Origin of the sequence: Streptomyces coelicoflavus (genome assembly GCF_045041415.1) — a bacterium.
GTDB classification, from domain to species: Bacteria; Actinomycetota; Actinomycetes; order Streptomycetales; family Streptomycetaceae; genus Streptomyces; species Streptomyces coelicoflavus.
Genome location: NZ_CP108218.1, coordinates 7,174,308 through 7,192,296, shown reverse-complemented (window position 1 = coordinate 7,192,296; position 17,989 = coordinate 7,174,308). Strand labels below are relative to the sequence as shown.

13 protein-coding genes are annotated in these 17,989 nt (G+C 71.6%); 7 read left to right on the top strand and 6 right to left on the bottom strand.

The window, feature by feature from the left end; genetic code table 11:
- Positions 1–8 precede the first annotated feature (8 nt).
- The gene (locus tag OHA99_RS32355; protein ID WP_405698497.1) at positions 9–3,320 is read right to left on the bottom strand and encodes a DUF4132 domain-containing protein; all 3,312 of its coding nucleotides are present in this window, start codon (positions 3,318–3,320) and stop codon (positions 9–11) included.
- A 158-nt stretch (positions 3,321–3,478) separates the two neighbouring features.
- Entirely contained in the window at positions 3,479–3,901 is a 423-nt protein-coding gene (locus OHA99_RS32350) for a secondary thiamine-phosphate synthase enzyme YjbQ (protein ID WP_153180996.1), read from the bottom strand.
- Positions 3,902–3,956: 55 nt separating this feature from the next.
- Between OHA99_RS32350 and OHA99_RS32345 the strand changes: the two genes are divergently transcribed.
- Positions 3,957–5,036, top strand: a complete 1,080-nt coding sequence (locus OHA99_RS32345) for an NAD(P)-binding domain-containing protein (protein WP_153180995.1) — start codon at positions 3,957–3,959, stop codon at positions 5,034–5,036.
- Between the two features lie 12 nt (positions 5,037–5,048).
- Here OHA99_RS32345 and mltG read toward each other — a convergent pair whose 3' ends face one another.
- On the bottom strand, positions 5,049–5,804 hold the full coding sequence (gene mltG, locus OHA99_RS32340) for an endolytic transglycosylase MltG (RefSeq protein WP_153182078.1): 756 nt from the start codon (positions 5,802–5,804) through the stop codon (positions 5,049–5,051).
- Between the two features lie 223 nt (positions 5,805–6,027).
- Complete coding sequence (locus OHA99_RS32335) at positions 6,028–7,830, bottom strand: ABC transporter ATP-binding protein (RefSeq protein ID WP_405698496.1); 1,803 nt, start codon at positions 7,828–7,830, stop codon at positions 6,028–6,030.
- 148 nt (positions 7,831–7,978) lie between these two features.
- Here OHA99_RS32335 and OHA99_RS32330 point away from each other — a divergent pair, with 148 nt between their 5' ends.
- Positions 7,979–8,443 carry a MarR family winged helix-turn-helix transcriptional regulator gene (locus OHA99_RS32330; protein ID WP_153180993.1) on the top strand — a complete coding sequence of 155 codons (465 nt, stop codon included), beginning with the start codon at positions 7,979–7,981 and terminating at the stop codon, positions 8,441–8,443.
- 56 nt (positions 8,444–8,499) lie between these two features.
- On the opposite strand, the gene OHA99_RS32325 is transcribed toward OHA99_RS32330, so the two are convergent.
- Entirely contained in the window at positions 8,500–9,252 is a 753-nt protein-coding gene (locus OHA99_RS32325) for a hypothetical protein (RefSeq protein WP_405698495.1), read from the bottom strand.
- 254 nt (positions 9,253–9,506) lie between these two features.
- Here OHA99_RS32325 and OHA99_RS32320 point away from each other — a divergent pair, with 254 nt between their 5' ends.
- From OHA99_RS32320 to OHA99_RS32305, 4 genes are all read left to right on the top strand, one after another.
- Positions 9,507–11,432 carry an ABC transporter ATP-binding protein gene (locus OHA99_RS32320; protein ID WP_405698494.1) on the top strand — a complete coding sequence of 642 codons (1,926 nt, stop codon included), beginning with the start codon at positions 9,507–9,509 and terminating at the stop codon, positions 11,430–11,432.
- Positions 11,429–13,210, top strand: coding sequence for an ABC transporter ATP-binding protein (locus tag OHA99_RS32315; RefSeq protein WP_405698493.1), 1,782 nt, complete (start codon positions 11,429–11,431; stop codon positions 13,208–13,210). The genes OHA99_RS32320 and OHA99_RS32315 overlap by 4 nt, the downstream gene beginning before the upstream one ends.
- A 495-nt stretch (positions 13,211–13,705) precedes the next feature.
- Positions 13,706–14,176 carry a DUF5709 domain-containing protein gene (locus OHA99_RS32310; protein WP_153180989.1) on the top strand — a complete coding sequence of 157 codons (471 nt, stop codon included), beginning with the start codon at positions 13,706–13,708 and terminating at the stop codon, positions 14,174–14,176.
- 63 nt (positions 14,177–14,239) lie between these two features.
- Positions 14,240–14,512 carry a type B 50S ribosomal protein L31 gene (locus OHA99_RS32305; protein ID WP_153180988.1) on the top strand — a complete coding sequence of 91 codons (273 nt, stop codon included), beginning with the start codon at positions 14,240–14,242 and terminating at the stop codon, positions 14,510–14,512.
- A 20-nt stretch (positions 14,513–14,532) separates the two neighbouring features.
- On the opposite strand, the gene OHA99_RS32300 is transcribed toward OHA99_RS32305, so the two are convergent.
- Positions 14,533–15,327 (bottom strand): metal-dependent hydrolase, encoded by a 795-nt coding sequence (locus tag OHA99_RS32300; RefSeq protein WP_007447047.1) that lies wholly within the window; start codon positions 15,325–15,327, stop codon positions 14,533–14,535.
- Positions 15,328–15,472: 145 nt separating this feature from the next.
- Here OHA99_RS32300 and OHA99_RS32295 point away from each other — a divergent pair, with 145 nt between their 5' ends.
- Complete coding sequence (locus OHA99_RS32295) at positions 15,473–17,986, top strand: RNA helicase (RefSeq protein WP_164385647.1); 2,514 nt, start codon at positions 15,473–15,475, stop codon at positions 17,984–17,986.
- The last annotated feature ends 3 nt before the right edge of the window (positions 17,987–17,989 follow it).

The following is a 17,989-nucleotide window of genomic DNA, read 5'->3' as shown; positions in this document are numbered from 1 at the left end:
GGCGGGGCTCACTTGGCGGTGATGTCGGTCAGGTCGGCGAGGATCTCGGAGGCGATGACGGGGTCGATCTCGCCGAGGCGGTGCGGGTACGTGTGGCTGCGCCAGTAGTCGCCGGGGGCGGTGTCGATCCAGACGGTCTCGAGGGTCTGGTCGGGGAACTCCTCGACCATGCCGACGGCGATGCCCTCGTCGAGGGCGATGACGAGGTGGCGGTCGCGGGTGATCGGGCGGGAGAACCAGCGTTCCACGCCGTTGTCCTCGGGCGTGCCGCGTTCCCAGCCGCGCTTGGTGAGGCCGAGGAGTTTGCCGACTGGGACGGTGACGCCCTCGAAGCGGGGCAGCCGGTGACCGGTGGCCTCCTCGTCGGTGAAGGCGTGCACGGGGCGGCCTAGCTGTGGGAAGGGCTGGAGGATCTCGTAGTCGGCGAAGAGGCCGGCCCAGGACCCGAGTTCGCCTCCCAGGTGGAGGGGGTGGGCGAGGCGCACGGTGGCGTCGGTGGGGAGGGTCCATGCGTCGTCGTGGACGTCGGCGAGTGTGAGGTCCTCGGCGACACGGAAGGCGGTCACCTTGCCATCGCCGTCGCCGTCGCCGTCGCCGAGCCAGATCAGGCGGCGCACCAAGTGGCGCAGAAGGGGGTGCTCGACGAGCAGTTCGCGGAATTCGGCGGCGGTCCAGGAGCGGCCGGTGACCATGGCGGCCTCCAAGCGGCGCAGCTGGTCGGAGGCGATGGTCCGGACCTCCTTCTTGAGGGCGGCGAACCGCTTGCGCTCGACAGGGGCGAGTTCCGGGTCGTCCTTGACGCCCGGGGCCGGCAGGGCCTTGCGGAGCTTGCCGGTCTCGTCGCGGACACACGGGCGCAGCTGTTCGTCGAAGGTGACGGTGAAGCGGCGCGGGCCGTAGTCGATGACGGTGCTGCCGTCGTCGGCGAGGCCGAGGTCGGGGACCAGCCGGTCGGCGAGCTGGTCGGTGGTGAGGCCGAGGTTTTCGGCGACCTCGTCGATCTTTTCGCGGGCTCGCTTCTTGAGGGCCTTGAACGGCACCCGCTGGGAGATGCCGTGCAGATGGCGCAGGGCGGTGTCCGTGCCGATCTCAGCGAGGACGGTGAGGCCCTCGACGGCCCGGTGGTGGGCGTTCTCACCGGGCCAGGCACGCACGAGAGGGGTGAGACGGCGGACGGTCTCGTCGTCGCCGAGGAGGCCGAGGGCGTGGAGGGCCCAGCTGTCCTTGGCCGGCATGCCGTGGAACCGCCACGTCTCGAAGAGGGACCAGGCGAACTCGGCGAGGGATCCGGCGTCGCACTGCTCGGTGACGATGGCGAGGCCTGGGTAGACGTCACCGGGCTTGGAGATCTGCAGCATGGTCATCATGTGGCGGACGGCGTCGGCGGGCAGGGCGCCGCGGCCGCCGGTGAGCCGGATCTGTGGGAACAGGGCGGGGTCGGCCCAGGTGCAGGGGGTCGGCATCCTCGCCGGGAGGGCGGCCTCCAGCGGATCGCCGGCGAGGAGGTCGGCGACGATCTCCTCGGCCTCGGCGCCGCAGCCGGCCGCCGTTTCCCGCACGGCGTCGGCGCCCACCTCTGCGGCGAGTTGCCGCAGGGCGTGTTCGGCGTGGGTGCGGGGCGTGCCCGCCGGGCCGACGGCGTCGGGAACCAGGTGGACGGCCGCCGCCCTGCCGTGGCGGCGGAGCCAGGCGAGAACCGTGGGCCTCAGCGACTGGCGGCGCACCAGCCACTCGGCCATCTGCCGGGCCACCTCGACGCTGCGGTAGGGCAGCAGCAGGCCGCCGGCGGTGGCCGGGTACCGGGCGGCAAGCCGGCTCAGCATCGGCAGGGCGTACAGGCCGTGGCGGGCGGCGACGGGCCTGAGGTGGCTCTCGGTGTCCCAGACGTGCTCGGGGGCGAAGGCGTCGAGCAGTGGGCGTACGACGTCCTCGGGGCCGGTGACGAAGAGGCGGGCGGCGTGGATGTTGCCCCGCCATGTCCCCTGCTGCATCTGCTGGATCTCGCGGGACCAGTCGTACTCGCGCCACCAGGGGGTTTCGGCGACGACGGTGGCCGCCCAGGCCTCCTGCTCCCCGGGTTTCCAGGCCATCTCGGCCTGCGGCGCGCCGGGGACGTCGCGGGCCACGCGGGCCTTGCTCCTGGTGCGCTTCCGGGTCCACGGCGGGGCGACCAGCAGGGCGGGGAGCGCTTCCGCAGGCGCTTCGGCGTCCCGTTCGCCCTGCTTCAGCAGCGGAGCGACGACGGCTGCGGATGCTTCGGGCAGGGCGGGCAGCGTCTCCTTCGTGAGCTCCGCGTGGGTCACCACGTGCAGCGGCAGCAGCATCCGGGCGAGGGACGCGTGTTCGTCGTCGCCTGCCGCAGCGGCGGAGAGCAGTCGCAGGGCGCGCCGCGGGTAGCGGTTCATGGCGTCGAGCAGGGCGGGGCGGACGTTGCGGTCGCCGCCCTTCCTCAGCAGCAGGCGGAAGGCGTCGTCGGTGGGCAGTTCGGCGGCCCAGCCCGCGACGTCCCGGTGTCCGTCGGATCCGTAGGCGCCGTCGAAGGCGTCCTCCAGCAGGGACCCGACGGCGGGACCGAGCCGGTTCGCGAGGGTGGCGAGCAGCGGGAGTTTCCAGCCGTTCCAGCCGAGTCCTGCTCCTTCGCGGATGAGGGCGATCTGCTCCGGCCGGTACAGGGAGAGAAGGAGCATGCGCCACAGGGCGGAGTCGTCCGGTATCGGGCCGTCGCAGCACTCGTCGACCCAGGCATGCTCATCGGGTACCAGGTAGGAGACCACGATGCGGCGCTCGACGCTGTCCCGGAGGCCGGCGAGGGCCTCGACGGTCCGCCGTCGGGTCTCCTCGTCGACCGCCGCGAGCAGTTCCCGGACACGGGCGGCGGGCTCCCACACGTAGTAGGTCTGGTAATCCGTCACCCTCCGCAGCGCCGCGTCGTACCGTTGAGAACCTGCCTGCTTGTAATGGGGGTTGACACCTCCCAGCTCCACGACGGCACAGGCGGCGAACGGCAGGCCTTGTTCGGTCACGCAGGCGTCGACGAGCACGTCCACCATCGTGTAGTGCCAGCCGACGGCGATCTCCACGGCGGCTCCGAGCGGAGAGGGCCTGCCCTCCCGGTGGGCCCGGCCCTCCTTCACCAACTCCGAGTCGCTGCCGGAGGAGGAGAACATCTCCTCGCACCAGGCCGCCTCCTGCGCGTAGCGGCGGGCGGCCTTCTCCACCGCGTCCTCGGCCGGCTTCGCGGCGGCCCGGGGCGCGGGCAGGGCCCGCAGCCAGGCGGCGGGCATCTCGAAGCGGTCCTCGTCGGCGATTTCCTGGTGCATGGCGCTGTTCCTCCCCGTCACCCGTTGCACGGGGACCTCATGAGCAGTTGCCGATCACGTTAGACCTCGGCACTGACAACGGTCGGGCCCGTGCACGCACTCCGGGGGCAGTTGGTGCGGCCGGACGTGCCCTCCACGGTCCGCACCGCGTCGGCGCCCTACCCGAGGAAGCTCAACCGGACCTGACGGTCGTGATTCGAGACGTTGGTGTCCACCAGGCACACCGACTGCCAGGTCCCCAGTTCCAGGCGGCCGCCGATCACCGGCAGTGTCGCGTGGGGCGGGACGAAGGCGGGCAGGACGTGGTCGCGGCCGTGTCCGGGGCTGCCGTGGCGGTGCTGCCAGCGGTCGTCGGCCGGGAGCAGGGTGTGCAGGGTGGACAGCAGGTCGTCGTCGCTGCCGGCGCCGGTCTCGATGATCGCGATTCCGGCGGTGGCGTGCGGGACGAAGACGTTGAGGAGGCCGTCGCGGCCGGACGCCGTCTCGCGGAGGAAGGACTCGCAGTCGCCGGTGATGTCGGCGACCCGCTCCGCCGAGCCGGTAGCGAGGTTGAGGACTCGGGTGGTGAAGGCATCTGGCATGACCCCATCCTGACACCGGGGGAAGATCGGGGCCTCCGGCGCCGTTGGTAGAAGCGTGAACAACACACGCGAGGTCGAGGTCGTCGTCATCGGTGCCGGTCAGGCCGGGCTCGCCGCCGCCTATCACCTGCGGCGCACGGGGTTCGAGCCGGAGCGCGACTTCGTGGTGCTCGACCACTCCCCCGGCCCCGGCGGCGCCTGGCAGTTCCGCTGGCCGTCGCTGACGTACGGCAAGGTGCACGGGATGCACGCCCTGCCGGGCATGGAGCTGACCGGGGCGGATCCGGAGCGGCCGTCCGCCGAGGTGGTCGGCGGGTACTTCGCGGACTACGAGCGGACTTTCGACCTGCGGGTACTGCGGCCGGTCGACGTGCGCGCCGTGCGCGAGGGGGCGGACGGGCGGCTGCGCGTCGAGACGTCGGCCGGGTCCTGGTCGACGCGTGCGCTGATCAACGCGACCGGCACCTGGGACCGGCCCTTCTGGCCGCGCTACCCGGGGCAGGAGACCTTCCGGGGGCGGCAGCTGCACACCGCGCGGTACGCCGGACCCGAGGAGTTCGCCGGGCAGCGCGTGGTCGTGGTGGGCGGCGGTGCCTCGGGGACACAGCACCTGCTGGAGATCGCCCCGTACGCGGCGGCCACCACCTGGGTGACCAGGAGGCCCCCCGTGTTTCGCGAGGGGCCCTTCGACGAAGAGGCGGGCCGGGCGGCAGTGGCGCTCGTGGAGGAGCGGGTGCGGCAGGGGCTGCCGCCGAGGAGCGTCGTCTCGGTGACCGGGCTGCCGCTGAACGACGCGATCCGGGCCGGGCTGGAGTCGGGCGTGCTGGACCGGCAGCCCATGTTCGACCGGATCACTCCCGAGGGTGTGGAGTGGAGTGACGGGCGGCGGGTGGCCGCGGACGTCATCCTGTGGGCGACCGGGTTCCGCCCCGCCATCGAACATCTGCGGCCGCTGCGGCTGCGGGAGGCGGGCGGCGGTGTCCGGATCGAGGGAACGCGCGCGGTCGCCGATCCGCGGATCCATCTCGTCGGCTACGGCCCCTCGGCCAGCACCATCGGCGCCAACCGGGCGGGGCGCGCGGCCGTGCGGGACATCAGGCGGCTGCTGGCCGAGGGGGAGCCGGTCGCCGCGTGACGCCCCGACCGGTCACTTGGCGGCCTCGGCCTTCTTCGAAGCGCTTTCCTGGAGGCGGTTGAACTCCGCCACGTTGCGCTGGTGTTCGGCGTAGTCGGCGGTGAAGCGGGTGTCCCCGGGCTTGACCGTGACGAAGTACAGCCAGTCACCGGGGGTCGGATTGATCGCGGCGCTCATCGCGTCGTCGCCCGGATTGGCGATGGGGGTGGGCGGCAGCCCCATGCGCTGGTACGAGTTGTAAGGACTGTCGATCTTCGTGTCCTTGGTGGTGGTCTTCAGGGTGGAACGGCCCAGGGCGTAGTTGATGGTGGAGTCCATCTGCAGCGGCATGCCGCGTTCCAGCCGGTTGAAGATCACCCGGGCCACCTTGCCCATGTCCTCCTCGGTGGCGGCCTCCGCCTGCACGATGCTGGCGATGGTGACCGCCTGGTAGACGTTCAGCGCGTTGCGCTGGGCGCCCGCCGCGACCGGAGCTCCGGTGAACCTCTTGTTGGCCTTGTCGACCATGGCCGTCAGCAGCTTCTCCGGGGTGGGGTTCTCGCCGAGCGGATAGGTGGCGGGGAAGAGATAGCCCTCCGGATTGCCCTCGGCGTCGTTCGGCAGCTTGAGGTTGGCTTTGGCCAGGGATTTCTTGGTGGTGCCCGCGGGCAGGGCGAGGACCTTGTCGACGGCCCCGTACACCTGGGTCGCGCGCCAGCCCTCCGGGACCACCAGCGACGTGGGGGCGGACTCGCCCTCGTCGTCCGTCGTCAGCAGCGGCACCGCCACCGCGGTAGCGGCCACTACGGCGCCGACCGCGATCAGGGCGACACGGCCCCGGCGCGTCAGCCGGATCGCTCTCCGGGGGCTTCTGGGGCCTCGGAGACCTCTGGCGCTTTTCAGGGCCTCTCTGGGGCCTCTGGCGCTCCTCGCGCTTCTCGCGCTCCGTGGTGGAGTGTTCATCTGCATGGGGGCACGGTAACCCCCATATGCATACAAACCCGGCATATCTTCATCTTGTCGGCTCCAGTCGGGCGTCCCGGCGGACCAGCGCGGCGTACTTCCCGTCCTGCGCCAGCAACGCCTCGTGCGTGCCCTGCTCGTCCAGGCGCCCGGAGTCGAGGACCACGATCCGGTCGGCGCCCTGAACGGTGGAGAGACGGTGGGCGATGGTGATCGTCGTACGGTTGGCGGACAGGGCGTCGATCGCACCCTGCACCGCGGCCTCGGTACGGGTGTCCAGGGCACTGGTCGCCTCGTCCAGGACCAGGACGGGCGGGTCGCGCAGGATGGTGCGGGCGATGGCCAGGCGCTGCTTCTCCCCGCCGGAGAACCGGTGGCCGCGCTCGCCGACCACGGTGTCGTAGCCGTCGGGCAGGGCGGCGATGTGGTCGTGGATCTGCGCGGCCTTCGCCGCCGCCTCCAACTCCGCGTCGGTGGCGTCCGGCTTGGCGAAGCGCAGGTTCTCGGCGACCGAGGCGTGGAAGAGGTACGTCTCCTGCGAGACGATGCCGACCGCGCGGGCGAGGGTGTCGAAGTCGAGGTCGCGCACGTCGACTCCGTCGAGGGTGACCCGGCCGCCCGTCACGTCGTAGAGCCGCGGCACGAGGTGGCCGAGCGTGGACTTGCCGGCGCCGGTGGGGCCGACGACGGCGAGGCTGCTGCCCGCGGGGACGGTGATGTGGATGCCGTCGAGCACCGGGCCGTCCTTGCCGCCGTAGCCGAAGTCGACGTTCTCGAAGCGGACCTCGCCCTTGATGTGGTCGAGGTGGACGGGGTCCTCCCGCTCGGTGATGTCGATCGGCAGGTCCAGGTACTCGAAGATGCGCTGGAAGAGCGCGAGGGAGGTCTGGATCTGCACACCGGTCGACAGCAGGCTCACGGTCGGACGGAACAACCCCTGCTGCAGCGAGACGAAGGCGACGATCGTACCGAGGGAGACGTCGGGGCCGCCGAGTTGCAGGGCGATGCCGGCGGTCCAGTAGATGACGGCCGGCATGGCGGCCATGACGATCGTGATGACGGCCATCCGCCAGCGGCCTGCCATGTTCGACCTCACTTCGAGGTCGACCAGGCTCTCGGACTCGTCCGCGAAGGCGCGGGTGAGCGAGTCGGAGCGGCCCATGGTGCGGCCGAGCAGGATGCCGCTGACCGAGAGTGACTCGGTGACCGTGGCGGCCATCGCGGCCATCTGCTTCTGGCGCTGCGTGGTGATCTTCCTGCGTTCCCTGCCGACGCGGCGGCTGATCCACACGAAGACCGGGAGGAGCAGCAGTGAGACGACGGTCAGGCGCCAGTCGAGGACGACCATGGCGACGATCGTGGCGACCACGCTGGTGAGGTTGGAGACCAGGGACGTGGCCGTGGAGGTGACGGTGGCCTGCATGCCGCCGATGTCGTTGGCGATGCGGGACTGGACCTCGCCGGTACGGGTGCGGGTGAAGAAGGCGAGGGACATCCGCTGGAGCCGGCCGTAGACGGCGGTGCGCAGGTCGTGCATGACGCGCTGACCCACGGTGGTGGAGATCAGGGTCTGCAGTACACCGAAGACACTGGAGAGAACGGCACCGAAGATCATGCCCAGGGCGAGCAGGCTCAACAGGCCCGTGCGGCCCTCGGGGATCGCGACGTCGAGGATCTCCCTGAGCAGGAAGGGCGTGGCGACCGACACCAGGGATGCGGCGCCGACCAGCAGGCCGACGACCGCGAGGCGGCCGCGGTAGGGGCGGAACAGCTTGAGGATGCGGCGCACCTGCCGGGGCTGTTCCTTTGCGTCGGCGGGTGCGGTCCAGGCGGATTCGCGATCGGGGTGCATGGGCTCCTTCGGAGGGGGCGGCGGGAGCTCCGCGGAGCCCTCCGGGCGGCAGACCGTCGGGTACTGCCGCGGGCACGCGCGGATCTTATGGATCGTAGGTCATTGTTACCTATACTCACAATGAACGTCATCCTGATATTGTTCCCGCATGACCGCCCCAGATCCCGACGGCCTGCTCGCCGAGCAGTTGCTGCGGCTCACCCGCCGGGTGCACCGCATCCAGAAGCGCCATCTCGAGCACCGCGACCTCGGCATCACCCCGGCCCAGTCCCGGTTGCTGCGCACGCTGGCGCACTACGGCTCGCCGCCGCGCATGGCCGACCTCGCCGAGCGCCTGGAGGTCGTGCCCCGGGCGGTGACGACACTGGTCGACGGGCTGGAAACGGCCGGCAAGGTACGCCGCGTCCCGGATCCCGCCAACCGCCGCGTCATCCGGATCGAACTCACCGACGACGGGCGCGCGGCCCTCAGGGAACTGCGCGCCGCACGCCGGTCCGCCGCCGAGGAGATCCTCGCCCCGCTGAACGACGGGCAGCGCGCGGTGCTGGGCGGACTGCTCGACACACTGATCGACGGGCCCGACAACGGCCGCGACCACCGTCACACCGCCTGAACGAGGGGTCCGGCTGCTCCGGGACCCGGCTGCCGCGGGCTTCCGGGAGCCCGTGCTCAGGCTTTCAGGTGCGCCCTGTCCCCCATGACCACCACGGGGTGCAGGTCCGGGTCGAGCGTGCGCAGCAGGTACTCCATCGCCGACTTGGGCAGGCTGACGCAGGCCGATGTACCGCTGCCGTGGTCCATGTGGAGCCAGATCGAACCGCCCTTGGCCGAACCCTCGGGTCGGGTCGGGTCGTTCGGCGGGGTCCCCTTGACGCGGTTGTAGTCGATGGCGATCACGTAGTCGAAGTCGTGCCAGTACGACTTCGCCCACCAGTGCGGCGCCGCGAAGCTCGCGGACCGGCTGTAGGGCAGGCCGGTACCGGGGGCCGGGTCCGGCAGCACGCCGCCCGCGTCGCTGAGCGTGAACACGCCGACCGGGCTGCGCTTGTCGTTCTCGTGGTGGTCGGTCGTCCACCCCTTCGTGCCGTTGTGCGCCGCCCAACCCCGGGCGCGGTGCCAGGTGGAGCCCTGCTTCGTGTAGAGCACGGCCGTGGAGTCGGCGGAGTCCCTGCCGTCGCCGTACACCGCGACGACCTGGCGCGAGTCGGCGGGGATGCGGCGCTGGAGCCGGTCGCCGACACCGGGGACGCTGGTCGGGGCGGCCGTCCCACCGCTCCGGTCCTCCCCGGCGGAGGGCGCCCTCGCCTCCTTGTCCGCTCCGTGGCCCGTCGGGCCACCGCAGGCGGACAGCGCCGTCACCGTCAGCAGGGAGCCAAGGGCCGCCGTCGCGACCGCCGTACGCCGTACGCCACCACTCGCCATTCGTCCATCGTCGCACTCGTCCCGGGCATGCCGTCAGGGCCGCGGCGGGCGAACACGGGTGGAGCGCCTCGGACGGACTCGGCCGGTGCTCCGCGGGCGCGTGCGGGCGACGTGCGGTGGTCCGGAGCCGGATTTGTGTCCCAGCACGGAAAACCGCTTGATTTTGGGCACGCGGCGACGCGAACCTTTCACGGTTTGCAGCCTCTTGATGCCGCATAGCGACGGCACCTCCTGACACGAGCCACTGGGACGTCATGCAGATCCAAGACCTTCCGTATCCCGACCCGGGCGTGCCGGACGCACGCTCGGGCCCCCGATTCCTGTGGTGGCTGTTCCGCAACCAGCTCGACGGCCAACTCAAGTCACTGGCCTGGGGCCTGCTGCACTTCGCCTCCGTCTCCGCCCTGCCCTTCTGCGTCGGTCTCGCCATCCAGGCGGTCGTCGACCGCTCGGGCGGCCGGCTCGCCCTCGCCGGTGGCCTGATGGTTCTGTGCTGCGCGGGCAACGCGGTCGGCGACACCTTCCTGCACCGTGCCGCCGTCACCAACTGGATCACCGCGGCCGCACGTGTCCAACAGCTCCTGGCCCGCAAGACGGCGCTCCTCGGCTCCGCACTGACCCGACGCGTCGCGGCCGGGGAGGTCGTGGCGGTGTCCACCGGTGACGTCGAGAAGATCGGCTGGTTCGTGGAGGCGGTCTCCCGCTTCACCGCGGCCGCGCTCACCATCGTGCTGGTCTGCGTGGCGCTGGTCGTCTACCAGCCGGCGCTCGGCGTCGTCGTGATCGTGGGCCTGCCGGTCCTGGCCCTCGCGGTGCTGCCCCTGCTGCCCCGAGCCACCCGGCGGGCCGACGTCCAGCGCGACAAGGCCGGCCGTGCCACGGAACTCGCCTCCGACACCGTCGCCGGACTGCGGGTGCTGCGTGGCATCGGCGGCGAGGAACTCTTCCTCGACCGCTACCGCGGGGCCTCCCAGGAGGTGCGCCACGCGGCCGTGCGCAGCGCCCGCATGTGGTCGCTGATCTCCGCGATCCAGGTGCTGCTGCCGGGACTGCTGCTGATCGCGGTGGTCTGGCACGGCGTCCACCTGGCCCGTGAGGGCCGCATCGGCGTCGGCGAGCTCGTCACCGTCTACAGCTCCGTCATGATCCTCACCTACCCCCTGCGCCACTTCGAGGAGATCGCCATGGCGTACTCCTTCTCCAAGCCCTCGGCCAAGCGGGCCGCGCGGGTGCTGGCCCTGGAACGCGCCACGGACACCACGGGGTCGCGGGCCGCCGAGACCCCCACCGGGGACCTGTACGACCCGGCCACCGGTCTCCTGGCTCCGGCGGGCCGGTTCACCGCCGTGGTGTGCGGGGACCCGGACACGGCCGGGCGGCTGGCGGAACGCCTCGGCGGGCATCCGTCGGAGAAGGGGACGTCGGCCCTGCTGGGCGGGGTGCCGCTGGACGAGCTGCCCCTGAAGTCCGCGCGGACCGCCGTCCTGGTCCAGGACAAGGACCCGGTGCTGCTCTCCGGCACGCTTCGCGAGCTGCTGGACGTGCCCGCGTCCGGTGCCGTCGGCGCCGAGGACGCGCTGACCGCCGCGCAGTGCGGTGACGTGCTGACGGCGCTCGCACAGGGCTCTCTCGGCACGGACGACCCGATGGACGCCCGCATCACCGAGCGGGGCCGGTCGCTGTCGGGCGGGCAGCGCCAGCGGCTGGCACTGGCGCGGTCCCTGATCACGGACCCCGGGGCGCTGGTCCTGGACGAACCGACCTCGGCCGTGGACTCGCACACCGAGGCGCGGATCGCGGAAGGCGTGCGGGCCCTGCGCGCGGGGCGCACCACGGTGGTGTTCACCTCGTCCCCGCTGCTGCTGGACCGCGCCGACCGGATCGTGTTCCTGCACGACGGCGAGGTCGCGGCGGTCGGTGCCCACCGGGAACTGCTGCACACCGAGCCGCGGTACCGGGCGGTGGTGACCCGCGAGACCGAGGAGGAGACCGCGGCGCACCTCGACGAAGTACCGGCCGGGAGGGAGCCCGCGAGGTCGCCGCGCGACGACGTCCGCGGTGACGGCCCTGGTGATGAACGCGGTGATGGGCGCAGTGACGGCCGCATGGACGGCCGTGAGGGCGCCCTGAGCGACGACGACGTACTGCACCGACTGGAAGAGATCGAGGAAACGGCATGATCGGCGTCGCGCCCCCGTCCTACGACCCGGCGGCCCCCACCACGGCGAGCACCCTGCCCGTCGGCGCCCGCCCGACCGTGCGCGCGTACGTGGGAGAGCTGCTGCGCCGGCACCGTCGGGCGTTCCTCTTCCTCGTCACCGTCAACACCGTCGCCGTGATCGCCTCGATGGCGGGCCCCTACCTGCTGGGCGGACTCGTGGAACGGGTCTCGGACGACACACGCGAATTGCACCTCGGTCTCACGACCACGCTCTTCGTGATCGCCCTCGTCGTGCAGGCGGTGTTCGTGCGCGAGGTGCGGCTGCGGGGGGCCATGCTCGGCGAACGGATGCTGGCCGATCTGCGCGAGGACTTCCTCGTGCGGTCGGTCGGTCTGCCGCCCGGTGTACTGGAACGGGCCGGCACGGGTGACCTGCTCTCGCGCATCACCACGGACATCGACCGGCTCGCCAACGCCATGCGCGAGGCCGTCCCCCAGCTCGCCATCGGTGCCGTCTGGGTGGTGCTGCTGCTCGGTGGCCTGGTGGTCACGGCACCGCCGCTGGCGCCCGCGGTGCTGATCGCGGTGCCGCTGCTGGTGATCGGCTGCCGCTGGTACTTCCGCAGGGCCCCCGCCGCCTACCGCTCGGAAGCCGCCGGGTACGCCGCCGTGGCCGCGGCGCTCGCCGAGACGGTGGATGCCGGGCGCACCGTCGAGTCCCACCGCCTCGACGCCCGTCGCATCGAGCTGTCGGAGCGCCGGATCAGGGAGTGGACGGCCTGGGAGCGGTACACCCTCTGGCTGCGGTCGGTGCTCTTCCCCGTCATCAACGTCACCCATGTGACCGTGCTCGCCTCCGTCCTGCTCATCGGTGGTGTCTTCGTCCTCCAGGGGTGGATCGGGGTCGGTCAGCTGACCACCGCAGCCCTGATCGCGCAGATGCTCGTCGACCCGGTCGGCATCATCCTGCGCTGGTACGACGAACTGCAGGTGGCCCAGGTCTCGCTGGCCCGGCTGGTGGGCGTGCGGGACATCGAGCCGGACGCCGGTGACGGCACGCTCTCCCCCGACGGGCGGCATGTGCACGCCGACGGGGTGCACTTCGGCTACCTCGAGGGTGTGGACGTGCTGCGCAAGGTGTCGCTGGAGGTCGCCCCCGGCACCAGGCTCGCCCTGGTCGGCCCCTCGGGCGCCGGCAAGTCTACGCTGGGCAGGCTGCTGGCGGGCATCTACGGTCCCCGTGAGGGTCGGATCACGCTGGGCGGCGCGGAGCTCTCCCGGATGTCCGCCGAGGGGGTCCGCTCGCACGTGGCGCTGGTCAACCAGGAGCACCACGTCTTCGTGGGCTCCCTGCGCGACAACCTCCGCCTCGCGAGGACCGGCGCCACCGACGCCGAGCTGTGGGCGGCGCTGGGCGCGGTCGACGCGGACGACTGGTCCCGTGGGCTCGAGGAGGGGCTCGACACCGAGGTCGGCTCGGGCGGCTTCGTGCTCACCCCTGCCCAGGCCCAGCAGATCGCGCTGGCCCGCCTGGTTCTGGCCGATCCGCACACGCTGGTGCTGGACGAGGCGACGTCGCTGCTCGACCCGCGGGCCGCGCGCCATCTCGAACGGTCCCTGGCCCGGGTCCTGGACGGCCGCACGGTGATCGCGATCGCCCATCGCCTGCACACCGCCCACGACGCGGACGTCATCGCCGTGGTCGAGAAGGGCCGGATCAGCGAACTGGGCAGCCACGACGAACTCGTCGCGGCGGACGGTGCCTACGCGGCGCTGTGGCGGTCCTGGCACGGGTAGCCGTGCCGCGCGTCCGTCCGGGGGCGGGGCGGTCCCGGACAAGGCGGTCCCGGACAGGGTGACCGGTCCCGGACGGGCCTGCCGGAGCGGTGGGCATCCCGGTGCGGGCCGGCGCGGAACCACCCCGGGAACCGCCCCGCACCGTCCGGTCCGCACGGGACTCGGTGCTGCCGGACGGCTCGGGCGGGGGCCCGACGGCAGGCCGGGCGCTGGGTAGCGCAGCAGACGGGGGTACGACGCGTCGCCGGTGCCGGGCCGGTCCGCGTGGGACGGCCGGGCCGACAGGGCCGGAGGAGAGGGCCCGGCGGTCACCCTGGCGGGGTCCGTGCCGTTGCGCGGTTCCGAACGGGAGTGGAAGGCTGGGAAGAGGCACCGGCTCGAGGCAGGCCCCGGAACCGTACGGTTCCGCGACGGGTGACGCCTGTGCCCCGTGCAGCGGCAACCCGCCGCGGTCCACGGTGAGAAGGGGCCGGTCCCCACCCCCTGGAGGTACCCGTGAACAGCGTCGACGGATGGGGAGATGACGTCTACCAGCCCGACGGATCCGAGCAGAGGGAGGACACCGGCCTCCTGGACGGCGAGGACACCCTCGAGGAGGACGGTGTCGCCGATCCGCTCGACCGGGGCTGGTCCCCGCCCGAGCGGCCCTGGGCGGTGGAACACACCGGTGTGACGGCCGCCGAACGCCAACGCGGTGAAACGCTGGACCAGCGGCTCGCCGAGGAGCGTCCGGACGAGCTCGCGCCCGACGGCGACGGGCTGGGCGACTCCGACGGCACCGACGGAGAGCTGCTGGACAACGAGGTCGGCGCGGACCGGTCCGGCAGGCTCGTGGCACCCGACGAAGGGGCGCACGAGGACGAGGAGCCGGCGCTGGTGGCCATGGACGTGGGCATCGACGGCGCGGCCGCCTCCGCCGAAGAGGCCGCGATGCACGTGGTCGACGAGGACTCCCTGCCGGGCTGACACCACCCGCGACGGCGGGCCCGCGCCGTCGCCCCGATGATCCCCGCCGTACGAGGAGCAGCCATGCAGCAGGACAAGCACCCCGACTACCGGCCCGTCGTCTTCCGCGACCGCAGTGCCGGGTACGCCTTCCTGACCCGGTCCACCGCCACCAGTGACCAGACCATCGCGTGGGACGACGGCGAGACCTACCCGGTGGTGGACGTGGAGATCTCCTCGGAGAGCCATCCCTTCTACACGGGCAAGGCCCGAACGGTGGACTCGGAGGGGCGCGTCGCCCGTTTCGAGCGGCGGTACGGCGCGGGCGAGGGTCAGGACGCCGGGGAAGCCGGCTGAGACGGCGCGGCCCGCGTCGCTCAGATGAAGTTGAGTGCCGCGGCGCCGCCCACTCCCCCGAGCAGCATGAACACCGGCATCAGTACCTTCAGCTCCACCCAGCTGCCCGCACGGAACCGCATGGCCTTCGGCGGCCCGATGGGGTACCAGCGCTTGCGGCCCACGGGTATCGGCCAGAGTATCGGGCACCCGGAGACGGTCAGCGCGTCCCCGATGTCGTGCACCAGCGCGCCGAGCACGATCGGCAGGCCCAGCCACAGGTACTCCTGGCCCGGCGCGGTGAACAGCCAGTCCGCGCCGCCGTCCGGCTTGTCCAGGATCCCGGCGAGGATCCATGCGCTGGTCCCGGCCAGCAGCCACACCAGCACGTCGCTGCTGGACCCGCGGGTGGCCCGCCACAACAGGCCCTCGATGGCCAGCACCATGTGCACGAAGAGGATCGCCAGGACCGCCCACCGGCCGCCCATGATCGCCAGCGCCGACGTTCCCCCGCCGATCAGGACCGCCCACAGCCAGGTGTGCGTCAGCGTGCGGTGTCCGCCGGAGCGGCGTGGGTCGCCCCGCTTCCTGGTGGCCTTGTAGACGGCGGCGGACAGCTTGTCGACGATCTCGCACAGCCCCCGTGAGACCGGTCCGAAGGCCCGGGAGATGGTGGCCGCCTTGTGGTCGAGGTCCGGAGCGAGTGCCGCTCCGGCGCAGATCAGGGCCCCGGCGAGCAGGACCGGCCAGGGCATCGGGTGCCCCGCGGCGGCGGTCGCCGCTCCGACGCCGAGCCACGCCGCGGCGCCCGACAGTGAGTGTGCTGGTCCCATCATCGCCGTTGCCCGCCCCATTTCTCGTGTGCCGCTGTGCAGTTGTCCGGGTCCGCTGTTGCCGCTTCGGCGACCCAGGGTAGCGTTCGTGATCTTCACGCGGACAGCCGATTCCCCCATCGCGGCCCACGGCAGGCAAGATGGGGGCGTGACCCTCATCGATCAGCTGCCGCGGACCGCCGACCCCGATGCCCTGTACGAAGCCTTCGAGGCGTGGGCCGAGGAACGCGGTCTCACGCTCTACCCTCATCAGGAGGAGGCGCTGATCGAGGTGGTCTCCGGCGCGAACGTGATCGTGTCGACGCCCACCGGCTCCGGCAAGAGCATGATCGCGGCCGGCGCTCACTTCGCCGCGCTGGCCCGGGACGAGGTCACGTTCTACACGGCTCCGATCAAGGCGCTGGTGTCGGAGAAGTTCTTCGAGCTGTGCAAGATCTTCGGCACCGAGAACGTGGGCATGCTGACCGGTGACGCCTCCGTGAACTCCGACGCGCCCGTCATCTGCTGCACCGCCGAGGTCCTGGCGTCGATCGCGCTGCGTGACGGCAAGCACGCGGACATCGGCCAGGTCGTCATGGACGAGTTCCACTTCTACGCGGAGCCGGACCGCGGCTGGGCCTGGCAGATTCCCCTGCTGGAACTTCCGCAGGCGCAGTTCGTCCTGATGTCCGCGACACTCGGTGACGTCTCGTTCTTCGAGGGGGACCTCGCGCGCCGTACCGGCCGTCCCACCTCGGTGGTCCGTTCGGCCACCCGTCCGGTGCCGCTGTCCTACGAGTTCCGCTACACCCCGCTCACCGAGACGCTCACGGATCTGCTGTCGGCCCGGCAGGCACCCGTGTACATCGTGCACTTCACGCAGGCGCAGGCCGTGGAGCGGGCGCAGGCGCTCATGAGCATCAACATGTGCACGCGGGAGGAGAAGGAGCGGATCGCCGAACTGATCGGCAACTTCCGCTTCACCACGAAGTTCGGCCGCAATCTCTCCCGCTACGTGCGGCACGGCATCGGGGTCCACCACGCCGGCATGCTGCCCAAGTACCGGCGACTTGTGGAGAAGCTCGCGCAGGCCGGTCTGCTGAAGGTGATCTGCGGAACGGACACACTCGGCGTGGGCGTCAACGTCCCGATCCGCACCGTCCTGTTCACGGCGCTGACGAAGTACGACGGCACCCGGGTCCGCACGCTGAGGGCGCGGGAGTTCCACCAGATCGCCGGCCGGGCCGGGCGCGCCGGGTTCGACACGGAGGGCTTCGTCGTCGCTCAGGCACCCGAGCACGTCGTCGAGAACGAGAAGGCGCTCGCCAAGGCCGGCGACGACCCGAAGAAGCGGCGCAAGGTCGTCCGGAAGAAGGCACCCGAGGGCTTCGTGGCCTGGTCGGAGAGCACGTTCGAGAAGCTGATCGGCTCCCAGCCGGAGCCGTTGACCTCCCGCTTCCGGGTCACGCACACCATGCTGCTGTCGGTGATCGCCCGCCCCGGCGACGCCTTCTCCGCGATGCGTCACCTGCTGGAGGACAACCACGAGCCGCGCAGGCAGCAGCTCAGGCACATCCGGCGGGCGATCGCCATCTACCGCTCGCTGCTGGACGGCGGCATCGTGGAGAAGCTCGACCAGCCGGACGCCGAGGGACGCATCGTGCGTCTCACGGTGGACCTGCAACAGGACTTCGCCCTGAACCAGCCGCTGTCCACCTTCGCTCTGGCCGCCTTCGAACTGCTGGACCCGGAGTCGCCGTCGTACGCGCTGGACATGGTGTCGGTCGTCGAGTCCACGCTGGACGACCCGCGCCAGATCCTCGCCGCCCAGCAGAACAAGGCGCGCGGCGAGGCCGTGGCCGCGATGAAGGCGGACGGGGTCGAGTACGAGGAGCGCATGGAGCGCCTCCAGGACGTCACGTACCCGAAGCCTCTGGAGGAGTTGCTCTTCCACGCCTACGACACCTACCGCAGGAGTCACCCCTGGGTCGGTGACCACCCGCTGTCCCCGAAGTCGGTCATCCGCGACATGTACGAGCGGGCGCTGACCTTCACCGAGCTGGTCTCCCACTACGAACTGGCCCGCACCGAGGGCATCGTGCTGCGCTACCTGGCCAGCGCCTACAAGGCCCTCGACCACACCGTCCCGGACGACCTGAAGTCCGAGGACCTGCAGGACCTGATCGAGTGGCTCGGCGAGATGGTGCGCCAGGTCGACTCGAGTCTCCTCGACGAGTGGGAGCAGCTCGCCAACCCGGAGGAGATGACCGCCGAGGAGGCCCAGGAGAAGGCCGACCAGGTACGGCCGGTCACCGCCAACTCGCGCGCCTTCCGGGTCCTGGTCCGCAACGCCATGTTCCGCCGGGTGGAGCTCGCTGCCCTCGACCAGGTCGGCGAGCTGGGCGAGATGGACGCCGACGCCGGCTGGGACGCCGATGCGTGGGGTGAGGCCATGGACAAGTACTGGGACGAGTACGACGACCTCCGCACCGGCCCCGACGCCCGCGGCCCGAAGCTGCTGATCATCGAGGAGGAGCCGCAGAACGGGCTGTGGCGCGTGCGGCAGATCTTCGACGACCCGAACGACGACCACGACTGGGGCATCAGCGCGGAGGTCGACCTCACCGCCTCCGACGCGGAGGGCCGTGCGGTCGTCCGCGTCACCGATGTCGGCCAGCTGTGAGCA